This is a genomic window from Pseudarthrobacter niigatensis (assembly GCF_030812615.1).
GTDB lineage: Bacteria > Actinomycetota > Actinomycetes > Actinomycetales > Micrococcaceae > Arthrobacter > Arthrobacter niigatensis.
In genome coordinates this window covers 1-21369 of sequence record NZ_JAUSTB010000002.1, presented here as the reverse complement: position 1 = coordinate 21369, position 21369 = coordinate 1, and the positions used below count along the sequence as shown (strand labels likewise).

Sequence of the window (21369 nt, the reverse complement as noted above, 5' to 3'; positions counted from 1 at the left end):
TCGTGGAAGGGAGCGGGCGTGGTTGTCCAGCTGCGGATTTGTGTGCCCGGGGAGCTGTCCGACGTGACCGTGCAGACGTGCCGCGACCAGCGTGGAACGGCAGAGGTCACTGTGGTCCGGGGTGCCTCCGTGGTGCCAGAGGGCGATGTCATTGAGGTCCTGGTCGCCCGGGAATCGGTGGAGGAACTTCTGGAGAAGCTCAGCATCCTGAAGGTCCGCGATGTTGGGTCCATTTCCATGTCCACACCCGAATTCGTGCTGTCCCGGAACGCCGACCAGGCTGAGCGCGCCGCCCCGGGTGAGGGCGCAGACGCTGTGATCTGGGAGGACGTCACCCGGCAGACCGGCGAGGACTCCCGTTTGACCTGGAACTTCCTTGCCTTCCTGGTCCTGGCAACCCAACTCGCCGGAATCGGTATTGTGACCGACTCCCCCATTGCCATTGTGGGCGCCATGGCAGTGGGTCCTGAGTTCGGGCCACTGGCCGCCCTCGCGGTTTCGATCGCCACCCGAAAGTGGAGGCTTGGCCGCCGTGCCGCAGTAGCCCTGGCCGTGGGCTTCCCGGTTGCGATGCTGCTGGCCGCACTGACGGCGTGGCTGTCGATCCCGCTGGGCCTCTTTCCGCGCGATGCCCTGGACAAAGGCTCGGCAGTGGAGTTCATCTACCACCCCGGCCCGTATTCGTTGATCGTTGCCATCCTGGCGGGGATCGCCGGGATGCTGTCCATCATCGGCCGCCGCTCGGCCGCCCTGATCGGTGTCTTCATCTCCGTGACCACCGTGCCGGCGGCCGGATACGTGGCGGTAGCTTTGGTACTGGGCGAATACCCGAAGGCTGCAGGCTCCGCGCTCCAACTGCTGCTCAACCTTGTAGGCATCGTGGTGGCCGCCGTCGCCGTCCTGCTCTTCTACCGCATGATCTCCAAGCGCCTGCCGGATGGTGAGGCCCGGACCCTACGGCGCCAGGGCAGCAGAAGCCGCAACTGACGGACAACGGTTCCTTGCCATTACGAGCGCAGCAGGGAGCGGAGGGTCTGGATGGTGTCCGCTTCGGCCGGGGCCTTGTCCTCCCGGTAGCGCTTGACCCGGGCAAACCTCAGGGCGATCCCGCCCGGGTAGCGCGGCGACTGCTGCACGCCGTCAATGGCTATTTCGACGACGGTCTTCGGCTCAACCCATACGGTGCCGGCGGTGCGCCGCACCTCAATTTCCTGGAACCTGGCCGTCTGCCAGCGCAGCAGTTCATCGGTAAGGCCCTTGAAGGTTTTTCCCACCATCACGTAGCCGCCGGGTTCGCCGAAGTCGCCGCCGGGATCCAATGCCCCGAGGTGCAGGTTGGACAGCATCCCTGTCCGGCGTCCCGAGCCCCATTCGCAGGCAAGCACCACCAGGTCGTAGGTATGCACCGGCTTTACTTTCACCCAATTGGATCCGCGCCGGCCGGCGGCGTAGACCGAGTCGATCGCCTTCACCACCACGCCCTCATGGCCCGCGGCCAGCGCATCCTGGGAAACGCGCTCGGCGACGGCGGGGTCGGCGGTGACCTCCCCCGGGATCCGGTGTGCAGGGGCCACGCGGTTGAGGATGTCGATGCGGGTGGCCAGTGGTTCATCCAGCAGGTCACGGCCGTCGATGTGCAGCACGTCGAAGAACCAGGGGTGCAGCAGCGTCTCCCGGACTGCGTCTGCGCCAAAGCGCGACATGGTTTCCTGGAAGGGCCGCGGGGCGCCCTCTTCATCCAGGGCGAGGGTTTCGCCATCGAGGATGACGTCCTGTACCGGCAACCCGCGGACCAGGTCCACCACCTCGGGCAGGCGGTGCGTTACATCGGCAAGGTTGCGGGTGAAGATGCGCACGTCGCTGCCGGACCGGTGCACCTGGATGCGGGCGCCGTCGAGCTTATATTCCACCGAAGCCTCCCCGGTGGCTTCAAGGGCCGCGCCCGCGCTGCCGGCGGTGGCCGCGAGCATGGGCTGCACCGGCCGGCCCACCACCAGGCCGACGGCATCAAGTTCCGCGGCGGTGCCCATCAGTGCAAGTAGCGCCGTACCGCCGAGGTCGCCGGAGAGCATGGCCGCACGCCGCACTGCGTCGACGGGCCGGTCCGAGGCGCGTGCGACGGCGTCCGTCAGCACTCCTTCGAGGGCGCCGGTGCGCAGTTCCCCAAGCAGGACGCCGGCGATGAACGACTGCTCGGGTTCGGTGGCGGCAGCCATGAGCGTCCGGAGGATGGCGGCCCGTTCCGCACCCGACCCGCTGCCCGCTGTTGCCAGGAGCCTGTCCAGCGCGGTATCAAAATCCGACACGGTGAGGCGTGGCTCCGCTGCCGGATCCGCCTTGGCCGCAGCCACGGCGCTCCAGCCAACCCCAACCCGGCCCTGGCGGGGTTTGGCACTGAGCAAGCCCACCGCCGTCGGAATCTCCGCCGGTTCCAGCCGGCGCAGCAGGTGGGCCAGGGCGTCCACCTTTGCCAGCCGGGAGCGGGTTGATGCGACGGCTTTAGTGGTTTCCACGAGCTCAAGGAGCAGCATGGCACCATCCTGCCACGGGCACTGGACCGGCACCCTGGATCGGAGCACTGGACAGCGTGCAGGCGCGGGTCCACAATGTGCGCGTGGGGATCATCGTGGCAAACCTGTTCATCACCCTCGACGGCGTGTACCAGGCGCCGGGCGGCCGTGAAGAAGACCCGGAAGGCGAATTCGCGTTCGGCGGCTGGCAGGCGCCGGTGTCCGACGACGAGGCCGGCGCTTCGATAGCGGACGAGATCAGCCGGATGGATGCCCTCCTCCTCGGCCGGAAGACCTACGACATCTTTGCGTCCTACTGGCCGCACCAGTCCGGTGACATTGCCGATGCCCTCAACCGGGTCCCCAAGTTCGTTGTCTCCGGCACAATGGCGGACCCGGACTGGGCCGGCACCACTGTCCTGCCGGATGCCGCGGCCGCGGGCGGCCTACGGGACGGGTTTGGGCAGATCCATATGTTCGGCAGCGGGGTACTGATCCGGTCCCTCATGGCGGCCAATGTGCTGGACCGGCTCCATTTCTGGCTGTACCCGGTGGTCCTGGGCCAGGGAAAGCGCCTGTTCGGCACTGGAACGGTGCCCTCCACCTTCACGCTGGCCGAGCCGGCCCGCAGCTTCCCGAAAGGGGCGGTCTCGCTGGTGTACGAACGCGCAGGAGAAGTGGAGACGTCCGAGATGGTCCCCACCGCAACCTAGCCTGGCATCCTGTGAAGGGCATGAAAAAGGCTGGCCCGGCAGATGCCGGACCAGCCTTTTCAGCGGAAAGCCGCTAAGGTGCAGCCCTAGTGGCTGTGGCCTGCGTGCTCGTCCTCTTCGGCCGGCTTCTCCACGACCAGGGTCTCGGTGGTGAGAACCAGGGCGGCGATGGAGGCCGCGTTGCGGAGGGCTGCACGGGTGACCTTGACCGGGTCGATGACGCCCGCGGCGATCAGGTCCTCGTACTCGCCGGACTTGGCGTTGAAGCCGTTGTTGGTCTCCAGGTCGGCAACCTTGGAGGTGACAACGTAGCCATCGAAGCCGGCGTTCTGGGCAATCCAGCGCAGCGGCTGCACCAGTGCGCGGCGGACGATGCCCACAGCTGCGGCGGCGTCGCCTTCGAGGGCCTTCACGGAAGGTTCCTCGTCCAGTGCCTTGAGGGCGTGGATGAGGGCGGTACCGCCACCGGCCACGATGCCTTCTTCAAGGGCAGCGCGGGTGGAGGACACGGCGTCCTCGATGCGGTGCTTCTTTTCCTTCAGCTCAACCTCGGTGGCAGCGCCAACCTTGATGACGCCGATGCCGCCGGCAAGCTTGGCCAGGCGTTCCTGGAGCTTCTCGCGGTCCCAGTCGGAGTCGGTGCGGGTCAGCTCGGCGCGCAGCTGGGCGACGCGTGCAGCCACGTCCTCGGCCGAACCGGCGCCGTCCACGATGGTGGTGTTGTCCTTGGTGACGGTGATGCGGCGGGCAGTACCCAGCACCTCCAGGCCTACGGAGTCCAGGCTCAGGCCCAGTTCCGGGGAGACAACCTGTGCACCGGTGAGGGTGGCGATGTCCTGCAGCATGGCCTTGCGGCGGTCGCCGAAGCCGGGAGCCTTGACGGCCACAACGTTCAGGGTGCCGCGGATGCGGTTGACGATCAGCGTGGACAGGGCCTCGCCCTCAACGTCCTCGGCGATGATGAACAGCGGCTTGGAGCTCTGCAGGGCCTTTTCGAGCAGCGGCAGGAATTCCTGGATCGAGGAGATCTTGCCCTGGTTGATCAGGATGAGTGCGTCCTCGAGGACTGCTTCCTGGCGCTCCGCGTCGGTGACGAAGTACGGGGACAGGTAGCCCTTGTCGAACTGCATGCCCTCGGTGAGGACCAGTTCGGTCTGGGTGGTGGAGGACTCTTCGATGGTGATGACGCCATCCTTGCCCACCTTGCCAAAGGCCTCGGCGAGGAGCTCACCGATCTCGTCGCTCTGCGCCGAGATGGCGGCAACGTTAGCCACCTGGGTGCCCTCGACCGGGCGGGCGTTTTCGAGCAGGCGGGCAGCCACGGCCTCAACCGCAACCTCGATGCCGCGCTTGATCTGGCCGGGGGCAGCGCCGGCTGCAACGTTGCGCAGGCCTTCCTTGACCAGGGCCTGGGCCAGGACCGTGGCGGTGGTGGTGCCGTCGCCGGCAACATCGTTGGTCTTGGTGGCTACTTCCTTGGCCAACTGGGCGCCAAGGTTCTCGTAGGGATCGTCCAGTTCCACTTCGCGGGCGATGGTGACGCCGTCGTTCGTGATGGTGGGGGCGCCCCACTTCTTGTCCAGGACGACGTTGCGGCCGCGGGGGCCGAGCGTCACCTTGACGGTGTTCGCGAGCTTATCGATGCCGGCCTCAAGGGACCTGCGGGCAGCGTCGTTAAACGCAAGCTGCTTTGCCATGGTTTTGTCCTTTCAAAGACAGAAACCCCGCACTGCCGGCCAGCATGAGCATGGCCGGCAGCACGGGGATCCGAAGAGTTACTTGACGACGATTGCCAGGACGTCGCGGGCGGACAGCACGAGGTACTCGGTGCCGCCAGTCTTGACTTCAGTTCCGCCGTACTTGGAGTAGATGACGACGTCGCCAACTGCTACGTCAACGGGAACGCGGTTGCCATCTTCGAAGCGGCCGGGGCCAACTGCAACAACTTCGCCTTCCTGCGGCTTCTCCTGTGCGGAGTCCGGGATGACCAGGCCGGAAGCCGTGGTCTGCTCGGCTTCGAGCGGGCGGACAACAATACGATCCTCAAGAGGCTTAATAGAGACCGACACTCGGACCTCTCCTTTTCGTCAGCAAATTCGTGGACTGGAAAGCTTTCCGCCGTAGCTGGCAAACCGTCGTCGCGGTGCCGGCAGCAGCCTGGCTGGCAGCTCTTCATGTGTTAGCACCCTCCTAGGGAGAGTGCTAATGAAGACTCTATGTAAGGGTTAGCACTCGGTCAAGGTGAGTGCCAACGTTTCGTCATGGGCGTACACCCTCTGGCGCCCGACGGCGGTGGGCCGCCGGGGATGGTAGGCACCCCATCCCGGCAGCCCGGGTGGTCGGTGCCCCGCGTCGTCACCGGCCCAGGTCGTCGAAGTCCACGTCCTCGCCGCCCTCGGCATCGCCGTCGTCCTGGTTCCGTCCCCTGTACAGCACCCAGCCGGACACTGCCGCGGCGAGGAGCGCAGCAACGAGGAAGAAGATGCTCCCGGCCCGCGCGCCGTCGTACAGCCCTCGGATGTCCCTGGCCTCCTGGGTGTTGTCCTGGACGTTTTTGCCGCCCACCGAATAAACGGTCGCGTTGAAGGTGTCCAACAGGAAGATGATCACCATCAATGCGATGCAGACCACGGCCACCACGGCGGCGGCAATCAGGACGGGACGGGCGAACCTGGCCGGCCCGTGGTCCCCCGGTTCGTGGTCATCGGGCTCGCGGGGGGCTGCGCTCTCATCCATGGATTCAACAGTATCCGCATCCCGCCCATGCACTCCTCCACTAGGCTGGAACCCATGGCTCACGCTCCCCAGGACCAGATGGCACAGGACCAAATCGCACCGTTGCTGACCCCGGAGGGCTGGGAGTTGCTGGCGTCCCTGGGCCCATACCGCGATGAGGACTCGTTCGAGCTCAACGCTGCACTCCGGAAGGCAGGTCACCCTGCAGGACTCGTCTCGGCCGTCCTGACCCAATCGCGGCTGCGCACCAGGGCGGAGTCCAAGTTCGGCGAATTCGCCCGGCAGATGCTTTTCACGCAGGCTGGGTTGGAACAGGCCACGCGCCTGAGTGTCGCCGCCCACCACGCCCGGCGGTTCGCCGCCGCCGGGATCAGCCACGTGGCGGACCTTGGCTGCGGCCTGGGCGCGGACTCCCTGGCCCTGGCCTCCCTGGACCTCAACGTCACTGCCGTCGAAATGGACGAAACCACCGCGGCCTGCGCCACCGTGAACCTCATTCCCTTCCCCAACGCCACGGTGGTGCATGCCGACGCCTCGTCCGTCCCCCTGGACGGGATGGACGGCGTCTGGCTGGACCCGGCCCGGCGGGTCACCACCAGCTCCGGCACCAAGCGGATCTGGGACCCTGAGGCATTCTCGCCGCCGTTGTCCTTCGTGGAGTCACTGGCTGCCCGGGGCAAGGCCGTGGGCGTGAAGATGGGCCCGGGCATGCCGCACGAGTCCGTGCCTGCGGGCTGCGAGGCGCAGTGGGTGTCGGTGGCCGGTGACGTCACGGAGGTGACCCTGTGGTTCAACGGCGTTCGCCGGCCCGGAGTCCGCCGCGCCGCGTTGGTCCTGGGGCCGCAGGCACCTGCGGAGTTGACCAGTGCCGAGGACTTCGGCGCGGGCCCTGCCGCGCCGGTGGGCCCCGTGGAGGGGTACCTGTATGAACCGGACGGCGCCGTGATCCGTGCCGGGCTGGTGGCGGACGTGGCGCTGCAGCTCGGCGGCCACCTGGTGGATGAACACATCGCCTACATCTGCGCGCCCAGGCTCCTGGCCACCCCGTTCGCCCGTGCCTTCAAGGTCCTGGAGGTCATGCCGTACAACGTCAAGTCGCTCAAGGCATGGGTAAAGCGGGAGGGCATCACCGTGCTGGACATCAAGAAGCGCGGCATGGCGGTCACTCCGGAAGAGCTGCGGAAGCAGCTGCTGCCCGGCGGAAAGAACGCGAAGAAGGGCGGTAGGACGGCCACCCTGGTCCTGACGCGCATCGGCGAGGACCGGGTGGCCATCGTGGTGGAACCAGCCTGACGCACGCCTTACTGGGCGCGCATGAAGTCCTCGGCCGCCCGCACTTGGTCCGGCGTGGGACGCACGCCCGTGTACAGGACGAACTGCTCCAGCGCCTGGATGGTGGCCACCTCGGCCCCCGTGATCACTGGTTTGCCGGCCGCACGGGCGGCGCGGATCAGCGGTGTTTCGGCGGGCAGCGCCACCACGTCGAACACCAGGCGGGCCGCGTCAATGGCCTCGGCGGGGAAGGACAGGCTGTCGGCTTCCGCACCTCCCGCCATGCCGATCGGGGTGACGTTGATGATCAGGTCAGCCGTCCCGCCGTCGAGCGCTGCACGCCACTGGAAGCCGTACTGGTCCGCCAGCGCACGCCCGGCGGCCTCGTTCCGGGCGATGACGGTGACGTCTTGGAATCCAGCGTCCCGGAGGGCTGCAACGGTGGCCTTGGCCATCCCGCCGGCGCCCTGCACCAGCACCGAATAGTCGGTAGGGACTTCATTGGTGGCGAGGAGCTGTTCGATGGCGGTGTAGTCCGTGTTGTACGCCTTGAGATGCCCGTCCGTGTTCACGATGGTATTTACGGAGTCGATGGCCTTGGCGGAGGGGTCCATCTCGTCCACCAGCGCGATGACGTCTTCTTTGTAGGGCATGGAGATGGCGCAGCCACGGATGCCCAGCCCGCGGACACCCGCGATGGCCTGTTCGAGGTTGGTGGGCGCGAACGCCTTGTAGATCCAGTTCAGGTCCAGCTGCCCGTAAAGGTGGTTGTGGAACCGGGTCCCGTTGTTGCTGGGACGGGCCGAGAGCGAGATGCAGAGGGTCATGTCTTTATTCAGAATGGGCACCAGACCATTAAAGCGTTCCTGCGGGCGTGCGCGGCCAGGGGCTCAGGGGCAGCCGGTTCCGGCCGGGAAGGGCCCGACGGCGGCGGGCAGCTTTCCCGGGGCCGGGGCCTTCCCTGCCAACACGGCGGCCAAGGCGTCAAAGGCGGCATCGGTGCGGCCGTACAGTGCCAGCTTCACCGTGGCGCTGGACCCCTGGAGCGGCCAGGGAGCGTCGAGGGACACGGCGATGTCCCCGCCCGCCGGTTTGCCGCCGAATCCGATGAGGTTGACCACCGGCCCTGACCCCACGGCAATCCCGGCGCGCGCGGCGGCGGCTTCAAAACGTTCCCGGTCCCCCGGTCCCCCGCCGGCCACCCGCACGGAGCCGGGAACCAAGGGTCCGCTGCAGGGGCCGGAGACAACCGTGACGGCCGATGCCGAGACCTGGGCCGACAGCGCTGCCCCGCTTCCCGCCGGAGCACCCGCGCCCGGGGTTCCGGCAGGCGGCGTGGTGCGGGCATGCCAGATCATCATGGTGGCCACGCGCTGCGCTGCCTCATCCAGGCGTGCGGCGGGAAGGGTCCCGGCGGCCAGGGCCTGGACGATGGCGGCGTGCGCCTGCTCCACGTCCGCAGGCATCAGCAGCAGGTCGGCGCCGGCGGCCAGTGCTTTCACTGCAGCGGCGCCGGCCGGGTACTGGTTCTCGACGGCGCCCATGTTGAGGGCATCGGTCACGGCCACGCCCTTGAAGCCCAAACCCCTGAGCGCCGCGTAGCTCGGTGCGGAGAGCGACGACGGCACACCGGGTTCCAGCGCGGGCACGGCAATGTGTCCGGTCATGACAATGGGCAGGCCCGCGGCGACGGCAGCCTCGAAGGGTTTCCAGTCCCGGCCCCGCAGCACGTCGAGGCCTGCCTGCTGGACGGGGAGGCTGAGGTGGGAATCCGCCGTCACCGAGCCGTGCCCGGGAAAGTGCTTGACGGTGGGGAGCACCCCTGCGTCCAGCATGCCCTGGGAGAAGGCCGTTCCCTGGGCTGCCGCCGCAGCAGGGTCAGAGGACATGGAACGGGCGCCGATGGTGGGGTCCGAGGGGCCGACCGTCACGTCCGTGTCCGGCGCGAAGTCGAGGTCGAAGCCCAATGGCACCAGCTCGCCGGCCAGGGCTTTGCCCGCCTGGCGGGTCAGTGCCTGGTTGCCGGCGGCCCCGTAGCTCATGGGCGCGGGCCACTCGGTGAGGGGCTGCCCCAGGCGTGCCACCGCTCCGCCTTCCTGGTCTACGCTCATGATCCCCGGCCAACGCCGGCCGTCTGCCGCAACAGCCTGCTGCAACCGCTGGTTCACGGCACCCATTCCGGGCACGTCCACCTGGCCCCGCGGGTCGCGGGGCACGTTGTCCCCCATGATGATGGACCCTGCCAGGTGGAGGCGCTGGATGAGCGCCGCCTGCGCCTCCACCTGGTTGCCCTTGAAGAACGGGAGCAGGACCTGCCCGGCTTTCTGCTCGGGCGACATGGCCGCGACGGCCGCCGCCGCGGCGTCCTGGTCCCGCTGCTCCGGCCCCCACCCCAAGGGCCGGGAACCCGGATCAGGCGACGGGGAAGCCAAAGGGGGCGCCGGCGTCGTACTTGCTGATGCGGACGGGGACACCCCGGTGGGCGGCGCGGACGACGACGCCGGGGCGGCGCCCGGGGAGGCCGAACAGGATGCCAGCGCCAGCGCGGAAAGGGCGGCGAGGAGGGGGAAGGATTTGGCAGGACTATGACGCGGGGGGAACGGTGCCATCAGTACGATGCTACCCCTGCACTAGACTTGAACCACCCGTTCCCCTGCCGGCAGCAGCCTGTGAGCGGCTTCAGCCAGCGGCAAACCGGACAGTAAGGAAACGTGTGAAGATCGACTTCGCGTCATCGAGGCAGTCAACCCTCGGTGTTGAGTGGGAGCTTGCCCTGGTGGACGGAAAGACGGGCGAGCTCGCTTCCGTGGCCAACCAGGTGCTCCGCGGCGTGGCCTCCCGCCACCCCGAGCTCAACGAAGACGACGAACATCCGCACATCAAGCAGGAACTGCTGCTCAACACGGTGGAACTGGTCACCGGGATCTGCGAAACGGCCGCCGAGGCCAAGGAGGACCTCAACAGGTCCGTCGCTGCCGTGCGTGAAATCACCGACCCCATGGGTGTGGAGCTCTTCTGCGCCGGCAGCCACCCGTTCAGCCCCCCGCAGCTGCAGCCCGTGACGGACAAGGAGCGCTACGCCAAGCTCATCGACCGGACCCAGTGGTGGGGCCGGCAGATGGTCATCTACGGCGTCCACGTCCACGTGGGCCTGGACCGCCGGGACAAAGCCCTTCCGGTCCTGGACGGCCTGGTCAACTACTTCCCGCACTTCCAGGCGCTCTCCGCATCCAGCCCGTTCTGGGGCGGCGAGGACACCGGATACGCCTCGCAGCGTGCATTGATGTTCCAGCAGCTTCCCACCGCGGGCCTACCCTTCCAGTTCACGTCCTGGGCGGAGTACGAGTCCTATGTCCAGGACATGTTCACCACGGGCGTCATCGACACCATCTCGGAGATCCGGTGGGACATCCGGCCGGTGCCCGCCCTGGGCACCATCGAGATGCGGATCTGCGACGGCCTGGCCACCCTGGAGGAAGTGGGGGCAATTGCGGCGCTCACGCAGTGCCTGGTGGATGAGTTCTCCACCACCCTGAACAATGGCGGCACCATCCCCACCATGCCGCCGTGGCACGTCCAGGAGAACAAGTGGCGGGCTGCCCGGTACGGCCTGGACGCCATCATCATCCTCGACGCCGCGGGCAAGGAGCAGCTGGTCACCGACCACCTGCTGGAGACCCTGAACCGGCTTGAACCGGTCGCGGCCAAGCTGCGCTGCTCCGACGAACTGGCCGACGTCGAGAAGATCATCAGCCGCGGCGCCGGGTACCAGCGCCAGCGCCGGGTGGCTGCCGAGAACGGCGGGAACCTGCAGGCCGTGGTGCTGGACCTGGTCAAGCAGATGCGCAACGGCCCCACCGCCTGACCAACCCCCTTCCCGTTTCGCAGGGTTTGCCGGGTGTCAGGCCGGCAGCGAGACCGAGGTGACGGGCATCGAGGAGTCCGGGGCGAAGCCGATGCCGCTTGGGTCGGCGCCGGCCATCACCAGCTGCGCGCCGAGGGCGGCTACCATGGCGCCGTTGTCCGTGCACAGGTCCAGCGGCGGGACGTGCAGGCGGATACCGGCGGAGGCGCAGCGTTGCCCGGTCAGCTCCCGCAGGCGGGAGTTTGCCGCTACGCCGCCGCCCAGCAGGACATCCTTGATGCCGTGCTCCCGGCAAGCCAGAACCGCTTTGGAGGAGATCACGTCCACCACGGCTTCCTGGAACGCCGCGGCAATGTCGGCCACGGGAATCTCTTCGCCGCGGGCCTCGAACTGCTCTACGCACCGTGCCACGGCCGTCTTGAGTCCGCTGAAGGACCAGTCGTACCGGTGCGGGCCGGGTTCATCGGCCGTGCCCATATATTTCGGCTGGCTGAGGCCCCGGGGGAAGCGGATCGCCTTGGGATTGCCGGTGCGGGCCACCTTGTCGATGGCCGGTCCCCCGGGGTAGCCCAGGCCCAGGATGCGCGCCACCTTGTCGTAGGCCTCGCCTGCGGCGTCGTCGATGGTGGAGCCCAGGAGCTGCACGTCGCTGGTGATGCTGTTGATCCGCAGGATTTCGGTGTGGCCGCCGGAAACCAGCAGGGCTCCGAGGTTCTCCGGCAGCTCCTGCCTGCGGCCGGTGGCACGGTCGTCCAGGAGTCCGACGCCAACGTGCGCCACCAGGTGGTTGATGGCGAACAGGGGTTTTCCGGTGGCCACGGCGAGCGCCTTGGCGGCGCACACGCCCACCATCAGCGCGCCGGCAAGCCCAGGTCCGGAGGTTACGGCGATGGCATCCACCTCGTCCAGGGTCACGCCGGCGTCGGCCAGGGCCTGTTCGAGGGTGGGAACGAAAGCATCGAGGTGGGCCCGGGAGGCGATCTCGGGGATGACTCCGCCGAAACGGACGTGCTCGTCCATGGAGGAAGAGACCGTATTCGTCAGGAGGGTGGTGCCACGCACGATGCCCACGCCGGTTTCGTCGCAGGACGATTCGATGCCCAGCACCAGGGGCTGCGTACGGTTCATGCCTGGCCTGCTTCCGTTGCTTCGTGTCCGTCAGTTTCAGGCGCGGCCAGCTGGAGCCGCATGATGAGGGCGTCCACGCCGTCGCGGTAATACCGGGGGCGGATGTGGATCTGTTCGAAGCCGAACCGCACGTAGAGCTGTTGTGCCCGAGGGTTGTCGGCCCGGACCTCAAGAAGGACGTCAGCGGCGCCGCGGTGCCGGGCCTCGTCGATCAGCTGCGTGAGGAGCGTGCTGCCGATGCCGCGCCCCTCGTGCTCGGGGACGACGGCGATGGTCTGGACGTCAGCGATGGGCTCGATGCACATCAGCCCGGCGTAGCCCACGATGCCACCCGTGGTCTCCGCCACCAGGTAGCGCCGGGTCTCCGGCTGGGAAAGTTCGTCCAGGAACATCTGGACAGGCCACGCGTCAATGGGGAAGAGCTTGTGTTCCAGTGCGCCGACGGCGGGAATATCGTCCAGCGTCATGTCGCGGACGGTGACGTCAGCCGCGCGCGGGTCCGGGGTGGTGCTCACAATGCCCGCTTCCGTGGTCCGGGCACCTGGGCATCGGATTCGCGCAGGTACAGGGGGGTGGAGTCCAGCAGGGTGTGTCCCGACGCCAGCCGGGCCAGGGCGAACTGGCCGAGATAGAGGGCATCCGGTTGCTCCGCGGCGAAATCCGGATGGGCCCGGAGCACATCGGCGTAGAGTCCCGCGCCGGCGCCGAAAGCAGGCAGGTCCGGGAGGTCAGACGCGAACCCGACGTGGGGGCCGTCCTCCAACACGGGCAGCTGTCCGTCAGCCAAGCTGTACCGGGCCCAGTAGACCTCTTTGCGGCGGGCATCGGTCACCACCAGGAACTCGGCGACGGCGGCGGTGGACTCGGCAACTTCCAGGGCCATCGCGTCCAGGCTCACCAGTCCGTGCAGCGGCTTTCCCCACACAAAGGCCAAGGTGCGGGCGGTGGCGATGCCGGAGCGAAGCCCGGTGAACGGACCAGGACCAACCCCCACTGCCAGGGCGTCCACATCCTGCCCGGTCACGCCCGCGGACGCCAGCATGGCGTGGATTCCGGGGGCAAGCACCTCGGCATGGCTCCGGGTGTCCTCCGTGGCAAAGCTGGCCAGCACGCTTTCGGGGGCATCGTCGGTGACCAGCGCTGCGCTGGCCACGGCCGACGTGTCAATGGCGAGGATCAGCATGCCGCTCCCCCATCCGGTCCGGCCAGTGCGGGGAAGTTCACCCAGCGGGGACCGTAGCCACGCACGACGATGGTCCGGGGCTCGTCGGTGTCTTCGGCGTCGAAGTCCAGGCTTCCTGGGGTGGCCGCCGGGGTGGCCCCGAGCCCGATGGCACGGTGCAGGTCGATTTCGAGCCGGCTGTCGCTCAGGTGCTCCACGCGCTCATGTCCCCACTCGACCACCGTCACCGATGAATCCATGGTGTTTTCGAGGTCGATGTCGTCAATTTCCGCCGCCGACCCCAGGCGGTAGGCGTCCACGTGCACCAGGTCCGGGCCGCCCGGGCGGGGGCCGTCCGGCAGGTTGGGGTGGATCCGGACCAGGACGAACGTCGGCGAGATGATGCCCGGGCGGACGCCCAGGCCTTCGCCCAGACCTTGGGTGAAGGTGGTTTTCCCGGCACCCAGCTCGCCGGACAGCACCAGCAGGTCCCCGGCCTGCAGCACCTCCGCCAAACGGGCGCCGAACGCGTGGGTCTGTTCCGCCGTCGTCGCCGTGAAGGTCTTTTCCCAGTTGGCGGTCAGTTCGTCCGGCGCGCTCATGCCGCTCCGGCCTTGCTGGGCGCGCCGGCCATGGCCTGGCCGCTGCCAGCGGATTCGTCCTCGTTGATGAAGCGGCGGGGTACGCGCGGACTGATCCTGGTCACCACCTCGTAGTTGATGGTCCCGGCGGCGCGCGCCCATTCGTCAACGGTGGGTCCGCCGTCGGCACCGTTCCCGAACAGTTCCGCTTCCGCGCCCTGCAGCGCCGCCCCGGATGCCTCGGCACCGAGGTCGATGACCATCTGGTCCATGGCGATCCGCCCCACCACGGGATAGGTCTTCCCGGCCACCCGGACGGGGCCGCCGGTGGCCACGCGCGGGACGCCGTCGGCATAGCCCAGTGGGATCAGTGCCAGGGTGCTCGCTTCCCGGGTGCGGTAGTGGAGGCCGTAGGAGACGCCCTGTCCCGCGGGCACCTCCTTGCACTGCGACACCAGTGTGCGCAGCGTCATGGCGGGCCGGAGGCCGAGCTCGGCGGAGGTCGTCCCGTCGAACGGTGAAAGCCCGTAAATGCCCAGGCCCACGCGGACCATGTCGAAGTGGGTGTCCGGGCGGGAAAGGGTGGCGGGGGTGTTGGCCAGGTGCCGGACCTCGGGGTCCACGCCCGCGTCCTCGGCAATGGCAAGGGCCTCCCGGAATGCGGCCACTTGCTCATCGGTTTCGGGCCGCTCCGGCTCATCAGCCACGGCGAGGTGGGAGAAGATGCCCACCACGCGCAGCAGTCCCTGGTCCTGGTACTCCACGGCCTCCCCCACCAGGCGGTCCCAGGCTTCCGGGGTGGCGCCGTTGCGGCCGAGCCCCGTGTCCACCTTCAGGTGGATCCGGGCGGGGCGTTCCTGCTCACGGGCCGCAGCAACGATGCGTTCCAGCTCCCACCCGGAGCAGCCAATGTCGACGCCGGCAGCCACGGCGGCGCCGAAGTTGCTGTCGGCGGTATGCAGCCAGGCGAGCAGGGGCGCATCGATGCCGGCGGCGCGGAGCGCGAGGGCCTCGGAAATGTGCGCCACGCCCAGCCAGGACGCGCCTGCCTGCAGGGCTGCACGGGCCACGGGGACGGCGCCGTGCCCGTAAGCATCTGCCTTGACCACGGCCATGACTTTCGCGGGGGAAGCGGCGGCGGCAAGCCGGCGGACGTTGTGCCGGATGGCCTCCAGGTCGATCACGGCGGACCGCTCATGGTGGGGGTCCGGCCCGGAGGCAGCGCTGAATTCACCGGTTGTTGCGGGGTAGGTCACCTAACTGATTCTAGTGCGGGCACTTCGCGCCGAATAATCGGGCGTCCGGCGCTCCTCAGGCGTCGGATAGGTGCGCGATGGTGGCGGCCGCGCGGCGCTGGGCGGCGAGGGGGACGTCCTCGATGATTTCCGCGAGGAATCCGAAGCGGCGCAGCCACTGGCTCATCTGCCGTTCCGGGCGGGCGTTGGCGCGCTTCCACCAGTCGGCGATGTCCCCCCAGCCAGGGGCGGCCAGCGATCCGCCAACCTCCTGCACAGCCAGCGAGGCGCACAGGTTGGCGAAACGCAGCCTGTCCCCCAGCGGCCAGCCGGCCAGGGTACCCACGATGAACGCCGCGTCGAAGCAGTCGCCTGCTCCGGTGGGATCGTGCGCCTTGACCGGAAGCGACGGGACCCATTCCTCTTCCCCGGTTTCCGAGTCCACGGCCATGGCGCCCTGCGCGCCCAGGGTCACCACCGCCACGGGCACGCGGTCCGCCAGAGCGTAGAGGGCACTCCACGGATTGTCCTTGCCGGTGAATGCCATGGCCTCGCGCTGGTTGGGCAGGAAGGCGTAGAAGTACTGCAGGTTTTCCAGCCGCACCGGCGCCCACTCCCCGCTGGGATCCCATCCGACGTCCCCGAACAGGCGAACTCCTGCGCCGTGGGCTGCCCGGGCCCACGGTTCAATTTCCATGCCGACCTCCGCGATGCCGGCGAGCGCCTGGGGCGGGCTTCCGATCAGCTCGGAGTTGGTCACCGGTGCAGAGTGGCCGTGGGTGACCATGGAGCGGTCCTGGTCCACGCAGAGGGAGACGGTGACCGGCGAGTGCCAGCCCGGGACGCGGCGGGAGAGGCTGAGGTCCACGTGTTCCTGGCTGGAGAGGATCTTCCAGTTGAAGTCACCGTAGCCGTCGTCCCCAAACGCCGCCGCCAGCCCGGTCCGCAGCCCCAGCCGCGCCGCGGCGATGGCCTGGTTGGCCACCCCGCCGGGACAGCTGCCCATGCCGTCGCTCCAGATTTCCGTGCCGGGTTCGGGCCCGTGCGGCAGGCCGGTGAAGATGATGTCCTGGAAGACGGTCCCGGCCAGCAGCAGGTCGAATCCAGGTTCCGCCGGCGAGCGGACAGCGGCCAGCGGATCGAAGCGGCGGGCTGGCGTGGCGTCCATGAGCGCAGGATACGCCGTGGGGCAGGGGCTCCGGTAGGGGCTTAGGAAGCGGCCTGGACAGGGTGTCGGAGGCTGGTCCTAGACTGCATCCATGCGGCTTCTGATTGCCGGCGGCGGGGGTTTCCGGGTGCCGTTGATATACCGGGCGTTGGTGTCCGGGCCCTTTTCCGGGCTGGTCACGGAGTTGGTGCTGCACGACGTCGATCCCGCCCGCCTTGACGCCGTCACCGCTGTGCTGCGCAGTATGCCCACAGGACAAGGTGCGCACCTTCAGGTGGATGCCACCACCGATCTTTCCGCGGCCCTCCCCGGAACCTCCATGGTGTTCGCCGCGATCCGGCCCGGTGGGACGGCAGGCCGCGTGGCAGATGAAAAAGTGGCGCAGGACCTCGGGCTGCTGGGCCAGGAAACCACGGGGGCGGGCGGGATCTCCTACGCTTTGCGGACCATCCCGCACATGGTGGACCTTGCCCGGCTGATGCGCGAGCGCTGCCCGGGCGCATGGCTGGTCAACTTCACCAATCCGGCCGGGATGGTCACCGAGGCGCTGCGCCCCGTCCTGGGGAACCGGGTCATTGGGATCTGCGACTCGGCGGGCGGCCTGGTGCAGCGGGCGGCGCGGGCTGCCGGTGTGGCCTTGCCGGCGGGACGGCTCGACGGCGTGGGGTACTACGGGCTGAACCACCTGGGCTGGTTGTACCGGCTGGAGTCCGGCGGAAGGGATTTGCTCCCAGGCCTTCTGGCGGACGCCGCGGCGCTGCAGTCCTTCGAGGAGGGCCGGCTGTTCCCGCAGCCGTTCCTTGCCGGGCTGGGCCTGCTCCCCAACGAGTACCTGTATTACTACTACCAGGGCGAGGCCGCCCGGCAGGCAATGCAGGCCATGGCGGGCACGCGCGGGCAGACGATCCACAGCCAGCAGCAGGAGCTGTATCCCCGGCTTGCCGCGGCCGGCCCGGACGCCTACCGGCTGTGGGAGGCAGCGCGCCGGTCCAGGGAAGAGGGATACCTGGCCGAAGCCCGGGGTGCCGGCGAGCGCCGGAGCGAGGAAGACCTCGCCGGCGGCGGCTATGAGCGTGTTGCCCTCGCCGCCATGCGCGCCCTCGCCGGCGGCGGAGGCACGCAACTGGTCCTCAACACTGTGAACGCCTTGCCGGCGGCCCCGGCACCCGGGCGCGCCGGTGCTACCCCGTCCCCGCCCCAACCTGCCATTCCCGGCCTGCCGGCGGACGCCGTCGTCGAGGTCCCCTGCACTGTCACCGAGGCCGGCGCCGTCCCGCTGCCCCAGCAAACCCCGGCGGAACCGCAGCTGGGCCTGCTCCTGCGGGTCAAGGAGGTGGAGCGGCTCGTTGTCGTGGCTGCGGGCGCCGGCAACAGGGAGGCGGCCGTCGAAGCCTTTGCCCGGCACCCGCTGGTGGATTCGGCGGACCTGGCCGTGAAGCTGATGGCCGGGTACGAGCGGGCGTTTCCGGATCTGGGGAAGATGTGGGAGGGCGGCGGGCGTTAGGGGAAGGAGTAATGTTTTATCGGATGTGCACTGAGCCGGCACCCCTGACACGCGCCGGCGGCCGGAAGGAGGTCCCGTGGCACTGATCCGCAGGGTCGCTTTGCTTTCCCTCCACACCTCCCCCATGGAACAGCCGGGCTCCGGTGATGCTGGCGGAATGAACGTCTACATCCGTGAGCTGGCCTCGGCGCTGGCCGAGGCAGGTGTGGAGGTGGAGATCTTCACGCGCGCCACCTCAGCCGACCAGGCCGCCGTCGAGCATCCCGACCCCGGGGTGTGCGTTCACAACGTCTTGGCCGGCCCGCCGCGGAAGATCCCCAAGGAGGAGCTGCCCGGGCTGCTCCACGCCATGGTCGCGGAAATCGAGCAGATCCGGCGCCGCCAGCCGCACGGCCGGTACGACGTCATCCACTCCCACTACTGGGTGTCCGGGATCGCCGGGCTGGAGCTGTCCGAGCTGTGGGGCGTGCCGCTGGTGCACACCATGCACACCATGGCCAAGGTCAAGAACCTGCTGCTGGAATCCGGTGAGCAGCCTGAGCCCCGGCGCCGCGAACTGGGCGAGCACCGCATCGTGGACGGCGCGGCCAGGCTCATCGCCAACACCAGCTCTGAGGCCGCCGAACTCGTCTCCCACTACGGCGCCACCTACGACCGCATCGACATCGCCCCGCCCGGCGTGGACCTCGCCACGTTCACTCCCGCCTTCCGGGCACGGTCCAGGGCCGGGCACGGCGTCAGCCCGGAGACGTTCCACTTGGTTTTCGCCGGCCGCATCCAGCGCCTGAAAGGCCCCCAGGTCCTGGTCAAGGCCGCGGCGCTGCTGCGCAAACGCCGCCCGGACATTGACCTGCGCGTCACCATCCTGGGCGCTTTGAGCGGCAACAAGGAGTTCAACCTCCGCTGCCTGGTGGCGGAGGCGGGAATGGACGACGTCGTCACGCAGCTTCCGCCGGTGAAGGCCCCTGAGCTGGCGTCCTGGTTCCGCGCGGCCGACGTTGTGGTGATGCCTTCCTTCAGCGAATCCTTCGGGCTCGTGGCACTCGAGGCCCAGGCCTGCGGCACGCCTGTGGTGGCCACCCGGGTTGGCGGCCTGTCCCGTGCCATCTTCCACGGCCGGACCGGGCTCCTGGTGGACGGCCACCACGCAGCCGACTGGGCCGATGCCTTGGAGGCCCTGTACGACGACCCCGCCACCCGTGAGGACCTGGGCCGGGCCGCTGCCATCCGGGCCCAGAACTCCGGCTGGCAGCGCACTGCCGCCATCACGCTGGAAAGCTACCATGCCGCCGTCGACAACTTCGTGGGCCGCCGCCTGGCCCCGGCGGTTCCCGCGTCCTGAAGCCCTTTTCCGTGGTGACGTCGGAACCGCGTGCCGTTGGGGCTGCGTGCTGTTAGCTTAGGGGCAGGTATCCGGCGCCGGCCGGTGCAGGAAAGGACAAGGATGTCTACTCTCCCATCTGATCTTGAGATAGCCCGCGCTGCGCGAATCCGGCCCATCGAGGAGATCGCGGCGGCCGCAGGAATCAACCCTGACGCACTGGAACAGTACGGCCGCTACAAGGGGAAGATCGACCCCACACGCCTCGACGCGCCCCCGCCGGCCGGGAAGGTGGTGCTGGTTTCGGCGATGTCTCCCACCCCGGCCGGCGAGGGAAAGTCCACCACCACCGTTGGCCTGGCAGACTCGCTGGCCCGGGCCGGCCACAAAGTCATGATCGCCCTGCGGGAACCGTCCCTGGGCCCCGTGCTGGGCATGAAGGGTGGCGCCACCGGCGGCGGCTACTCCCAGGTGCTGCCCATGGACGAGATCAACCTGCACTTCACGGGCGACTTTCACGCCATCACGTCCGCCAATAACGCCCTGATGGCCTTGGTGGACAACCACATCTACCAGGGCAATACGTTGAACATCGATCCGCGCAGGATGACCTTCAAGCGGGTGCTGGACATGAACGACCGCGCCCTGCGGGAGATAGTGATCGGCCTGGGTGGCCCCTCCCAGGGCGTGCCCCGGCAGGACGGCTTCGACATCACCGTGGCATCAGAGATCATGGCCGTCTTCTGCCTGGCGACGGACATCACCGACCTTCGCGAGCGCCTGGGCCGGATCACCTTCGGGTACACCTATGACCGGACACCTGTCACCGTAGCCGATTTGGGCGTCCAGGGCGCCCTGACCCTGCTGCTGAAGGAAGCCATCAAACCGAACCTCGTGCAGACCATTGCCGGTACCCCGGCGCTGGTGCACGGCGGCCCGTTCGCCAACATCGCGCACGGCTGCAATTCGCTCATTGCCACGCAGACCGCCCGGCGCCTGGCGGATATCGTGGTGACCGAGGCGGGATTCGGCGCAGACCTCGGGGCAGAGAAGTTCATGGACATCAAGGCCCGGATCGGCGGCCTGGCACCCTCCGCCGTCGTGGTGGTGGCAACCGTCCGCGCCTTGAAGATGCAGGGCGGCGTAGCCAAGGCCCGGCTGACCCAGCCGGACCTGGCGGCGCTGGAAGCAGGTGTGGTGAACCTCCAGCGACACATCCACAACGTAGAGAAGTTCGGCGTCACGCCCGTGGTTGCCATCAACCGGTTCTCGTCCGATTCCGCAGAGGAGCTCGACTGGCTGCTTGCCTGGTGCGCGGCCGAAGGTGTCCCGGCGGCCGTCGCAGACGTGTGGGGCCGGGGCGGTGGCGGGGACGGCGGTGATGAACTGGCTGCCCTGGTCGCCGGGGCAGTGGCCGGCCCCAACAGTTTCCGGCACCTCTATTCGCTGGGGCTGTCGGTTGAGGACAAGATCAGGACCATCGTCCAGGAAATCTATGGCGCCGACGGCGTGGACTTCTCCGTGCCCGCGTTGAAGCGGCTTGCCGACATTGAGCGGAACGGCTGGAGTTCGCTGCCCGTGTGCATGGCCAAGACCCAGTACTCGTTCACTGACGATGCCTCCCGGCTGGGCGCCCCCAAGGGGTTTACCATCCACGTCCGCGACCTGCTGCCCAAGACCGGCGCCGGGTTCATAGTGGCCCTCACCGGGGCCGTTATGACCATGCCTGGCCTCCCTGCCGTCCCGGCTGCGCTGCGCATGGACGTTGACGCGGACGGGAATCCAGTGGGCCTCACCTAACCCCACGCCCCATCACCTTCCGACCCCAATTCACCAACGCCCGATCACCTCCCGCCCCAACGCACCAACGCCCCATCACCTCCCGCCCCAACGCGCCAACGCCCCATCACCTCCCGCCCCAACGCACCAACGCCCCATCACCTCCCGCCCCAACGCACCAACGCCCCATCACCTCCCGCCCCAACGCACCAACGCCCCATCACCTCCCGCCCCAACTCACCAACGCCCCATCACCTCCCGCCCCAACTCACCAACGCCCCATCACCTCCCGCCCCAACTCACCAACGCCCCATCACCTCCCGCCCCAACGCACCAACGCCCCATCACCTCCCGCCCCAACCCACCAACCCCCCATCCCCTCCCGCCCCAACTCA

At 68.5% G+C, this 21369-nt stretch carries 19 protein-coding genes; 7 read left to right on the top strand and 12 right to left on the bottom strand.

The genetic code is table 11. The features are described from left to right. Positions 1-18 precede the first annotated feature (18 nt). A complete protein-coding gene (locus tag J2T23_RS03235) occupies positions 19-987 on the top strand; it encodes a DUF389 domain-containing protein (protein WP_307357178.1) in 969 nt (322 codons plus the stop codon). Between the two features lie 20 nt (positions 988-1007). Here J2T23_RS03235 and J2T23_RS03230 read toward each other — a convergent pair whose 3' ends face one another. Continuing rightward, positions 1008-2531: an ATP-dependent DNA ligase gene (locus J2T23_RS03230; protein WP_307357175.1), complete on the bottom strand. Its 1524-nt coding sequence runs from the start codon at positions 2529-2531 to the stop codon at positions 1008-1010. Between the two features lie 83 nt (positions 2532-2614). Between J2T23_RS03230 and J2T23_RS03225 the strand changes: the two genes are divergently transcribed. Next, entirely contained in the window at positions 2615-3223 is a 609-nt protein-coding gene (locus tag J2T23_RS03225; RefSeq protein WP_307357173.1) for a dihydrofolate reductase family protein, read from the top strand. 86 nt (positions 3224-3309) lie between these two features. Here the strand turns inward: J2T23_RS03225 and groL are convergent, their stop codons facing one another. The 3 genes from groL to J2T23_RS03210 all read right to left on the bottom strand — a co-directional run bounded on the left by groL (position 3310) and on the right by J2T23_RS03210 (position 5959). After that, entirely contained in the window at positions 3310-4920 is a 1611-nt protein-coding gene (groL, locus tag J2T23_RS03220; RefSeq protein WP_307357171.1) for a chaperonin GroEL, read from the bottom strand. A gap of 78 nt (positions 4921-4998) precedes the next feature. After that, positions 4999-5292 (bottom strand): co-chaperone GroES, encoded by a 294-nt coding sequence (groES, locus tag J2T23_RS03215; protein ID WP_003805290.1) that lies wholly within the window; start codon positions 5290-5292, stop codon positions 4999-5001. Between the two features lie 286 nt (positions 5293-5578). Next, positions 5579-5959 (bottom strand): hypothetical protein, encoded by a 381-nt coding sequence (locus J2T23_RS03210; protein ID WP_141182083.1) that lies wholly within the window; start codon positions 5957-5959, stop codon positions 5579-5581. A 54-nt stretch (positions 5960-6013) separates the two neighbouring features. Between J2T23_RS03210 and J2T23_RS03205 the strand changes: the two genes are divergently transcribed. Then, positions 6014-7252, top strand: coding sequence for a class I SAM-dependent methyltransferase (locus J2T23_RS03205; RefSeq protein ID WP_307357161.1), 1239 nt, complete (start codon positions 6014-6016; stop codon positions 7250-7252). A gap of 8 nt (positions 7253-7260) precedes the next feature. Here J2T23_RS03205 and J2T23_RS03200 read toward each other — a convergent pair whose 3' ends face one another. Together J2T23_RS03200 and J2T23_RS03195 are read right to left on the bottom strand one after the other, a co-directional pair. Next, positions 7261-8079, bottom strand: a complete 819-nt coding sequence (locus J2T23_RS03200) for a shikimate 5-dehydrogenase (RefSeq protein WP_307357160.1) — start codon at positions 8077-8079, stop codon at positions 7261-7263. 42 nt (positions 8080-8121) lie between these two features. Continuing rightward, on the bottom strand, positions 8122-9570 hold the full coding sequence (locus J2T23_RS03195) for a glycoside hydrolase family 3 N-terminal domain-containing protein (RefSeq protein ID WP_307357752.1): 1449 nt from the start codon (positions 9568-9570) through the stop codon (positions 8122-8124). A 374-nt stretch (positions 9571-9944) separates the two neighbouring features. Here J2T23_RS03195 and J2T23_RS03190 point away from each other — a divergent pair, with 374 nt between their 5' ends. Then, on the top strand, positions 9945-11096 hold the full coding sequence (locus J2T23_RS03190; RefSeq protein ID WP_307357159.1) for a glutamate--cysteine ligase: 1152 nt from the start codon (positions 9945-9947) through the stop codon (positions 11094-11096). A gap of 36 nt (positions 11097-11132) precedes the next feature. Here the strand turns inward: J2T23_RS03190 and tsaD are convergent, their stop codons facing one another. The 6 genes from tsaD to J2T23_RS03160 are packed head-to-tail and all read right to left on the bottom strand — an operon-like array spanning position 11133 to position 16370. Then, complete coding sequence (tsaD, locus tag J2T23_RS03185; RefSeq protein ID WP_141159824.1) at positions 11133-12224, bottom strand: tRNA (adenosine(37)-N6)-threonylcarbamoyltransferase complex transferase subunit TsaD; 1092 nt, start codon at positions 12222-12224, stop codon at positions 11133-11135. Beyond that, positions 12221-12691, bottom strand: a complete 471-nt coding sequence (gene rimI, locus J2T23_RS03180; protein WP_141183409.1) for a ribosomal protein S18-alanine N-acetyltransferase — start codon at positions 12689-12691, stop codon at positions 12221-12223. Before rimI ends, tsaD begins: the two co-directional genes overlap by 4 nt. Before the next feature lie 44 nt (positions 12692-12735). Further along, entirely contained in the window at positions 12736-13407 is a 672-nt protein-coding gene (gene tsaB, locus J2T23_RS03175) for a tRNA (adenosine(37)-N6)-threonylcarbamoyltransferase complex dimerization subunit type 1 TsaB (protein ID WP_307357150.1), read from the bottom strand. Further along, entirely contained in the window at positions 13401-13988 is a 588-nt protein-coding gene (tsaE, locus tag J2T23_RS03170) for a tRNA (adenosine(37)-N6)-threonylcarbamoyltransferase complex ATPase subunit type 1 TsaE (RefSeq protein WP_307357147.1), read from the bottom strand. Before tsaE ends, tsaB begins: the two co-directional genes overlap by 7 nt. Further along, entirely contained in the window at positions 13985-15223 is a 1239-nt protein-coding gene (alr, locus tag J2T23_RS03165) for an alanine racemase (protein ID WP_307357144.1), read from the bottom strand. The genes tsaE and alr overlap by 4 nt, the downstream gene beginning before the upstream one ends. 55 nt (positions 15224-15278) lie before the next feature. After that, the gene (locus J2T23_RS03160; RefSeq protein ID WP_307357141.1) at positions 15279-16370 is read right to left on the bottom strand and encodes a carbohydrate kinase family protein; all 1092 of its coding nucleotides are present in this window, start codon (positions 16368-16370) and stop codon (positions 15279-15281) included. A gap of 91 nt (positions 16371-16461) precedes the next feature. Between J2T23_RS03160 and J2T23_RS03155 the strand changes: the two genes are divergently transcribed. From J2T23_RS03155 to J2T23_RS03145, 3 genes are all read left to right on the top strand, one after another. Beyond that, positions 16462-17874: a family 4 glycosyl hydrolase gene (locus J2T23_RS03155; RefSeq protein ID WP_307357138.1), complete on the top strand. Its 1413-nt coding sequence runs from the start codon at positions 16462-16464 to the stop codon at positions 17872-17874. 76 nt (positions 17875-17950) lie between these two features. Further along, positions 17951-19216 (top strand): D-inositol-3-phosphate glycosyltransferase, encoded by a 1266-nt coding sequence (gene mshA, locus J2T23_RS03150; RefSeq protein ID WP_307357136.1) that lies wholly within the window; start codon positions 17951-17953, stop codon positions 19214-19216. Between the two features lie 102 nt (positions 19217-19318). Next, positions 19319-20995 carry a formate--tetrahydrofolate ligase gene (locus tag J2T23_RS03145; RefSeq protein WP_307357133.1) on the top strand — a complete coding sequence of 559 codons (1677 nt, stop codon included), beginning with the start codon at positions 19319-19321 and terminating at the stop codon, positions 20993-20995. Positions 20996-21369: the final 374 nt, after the last annotated feature.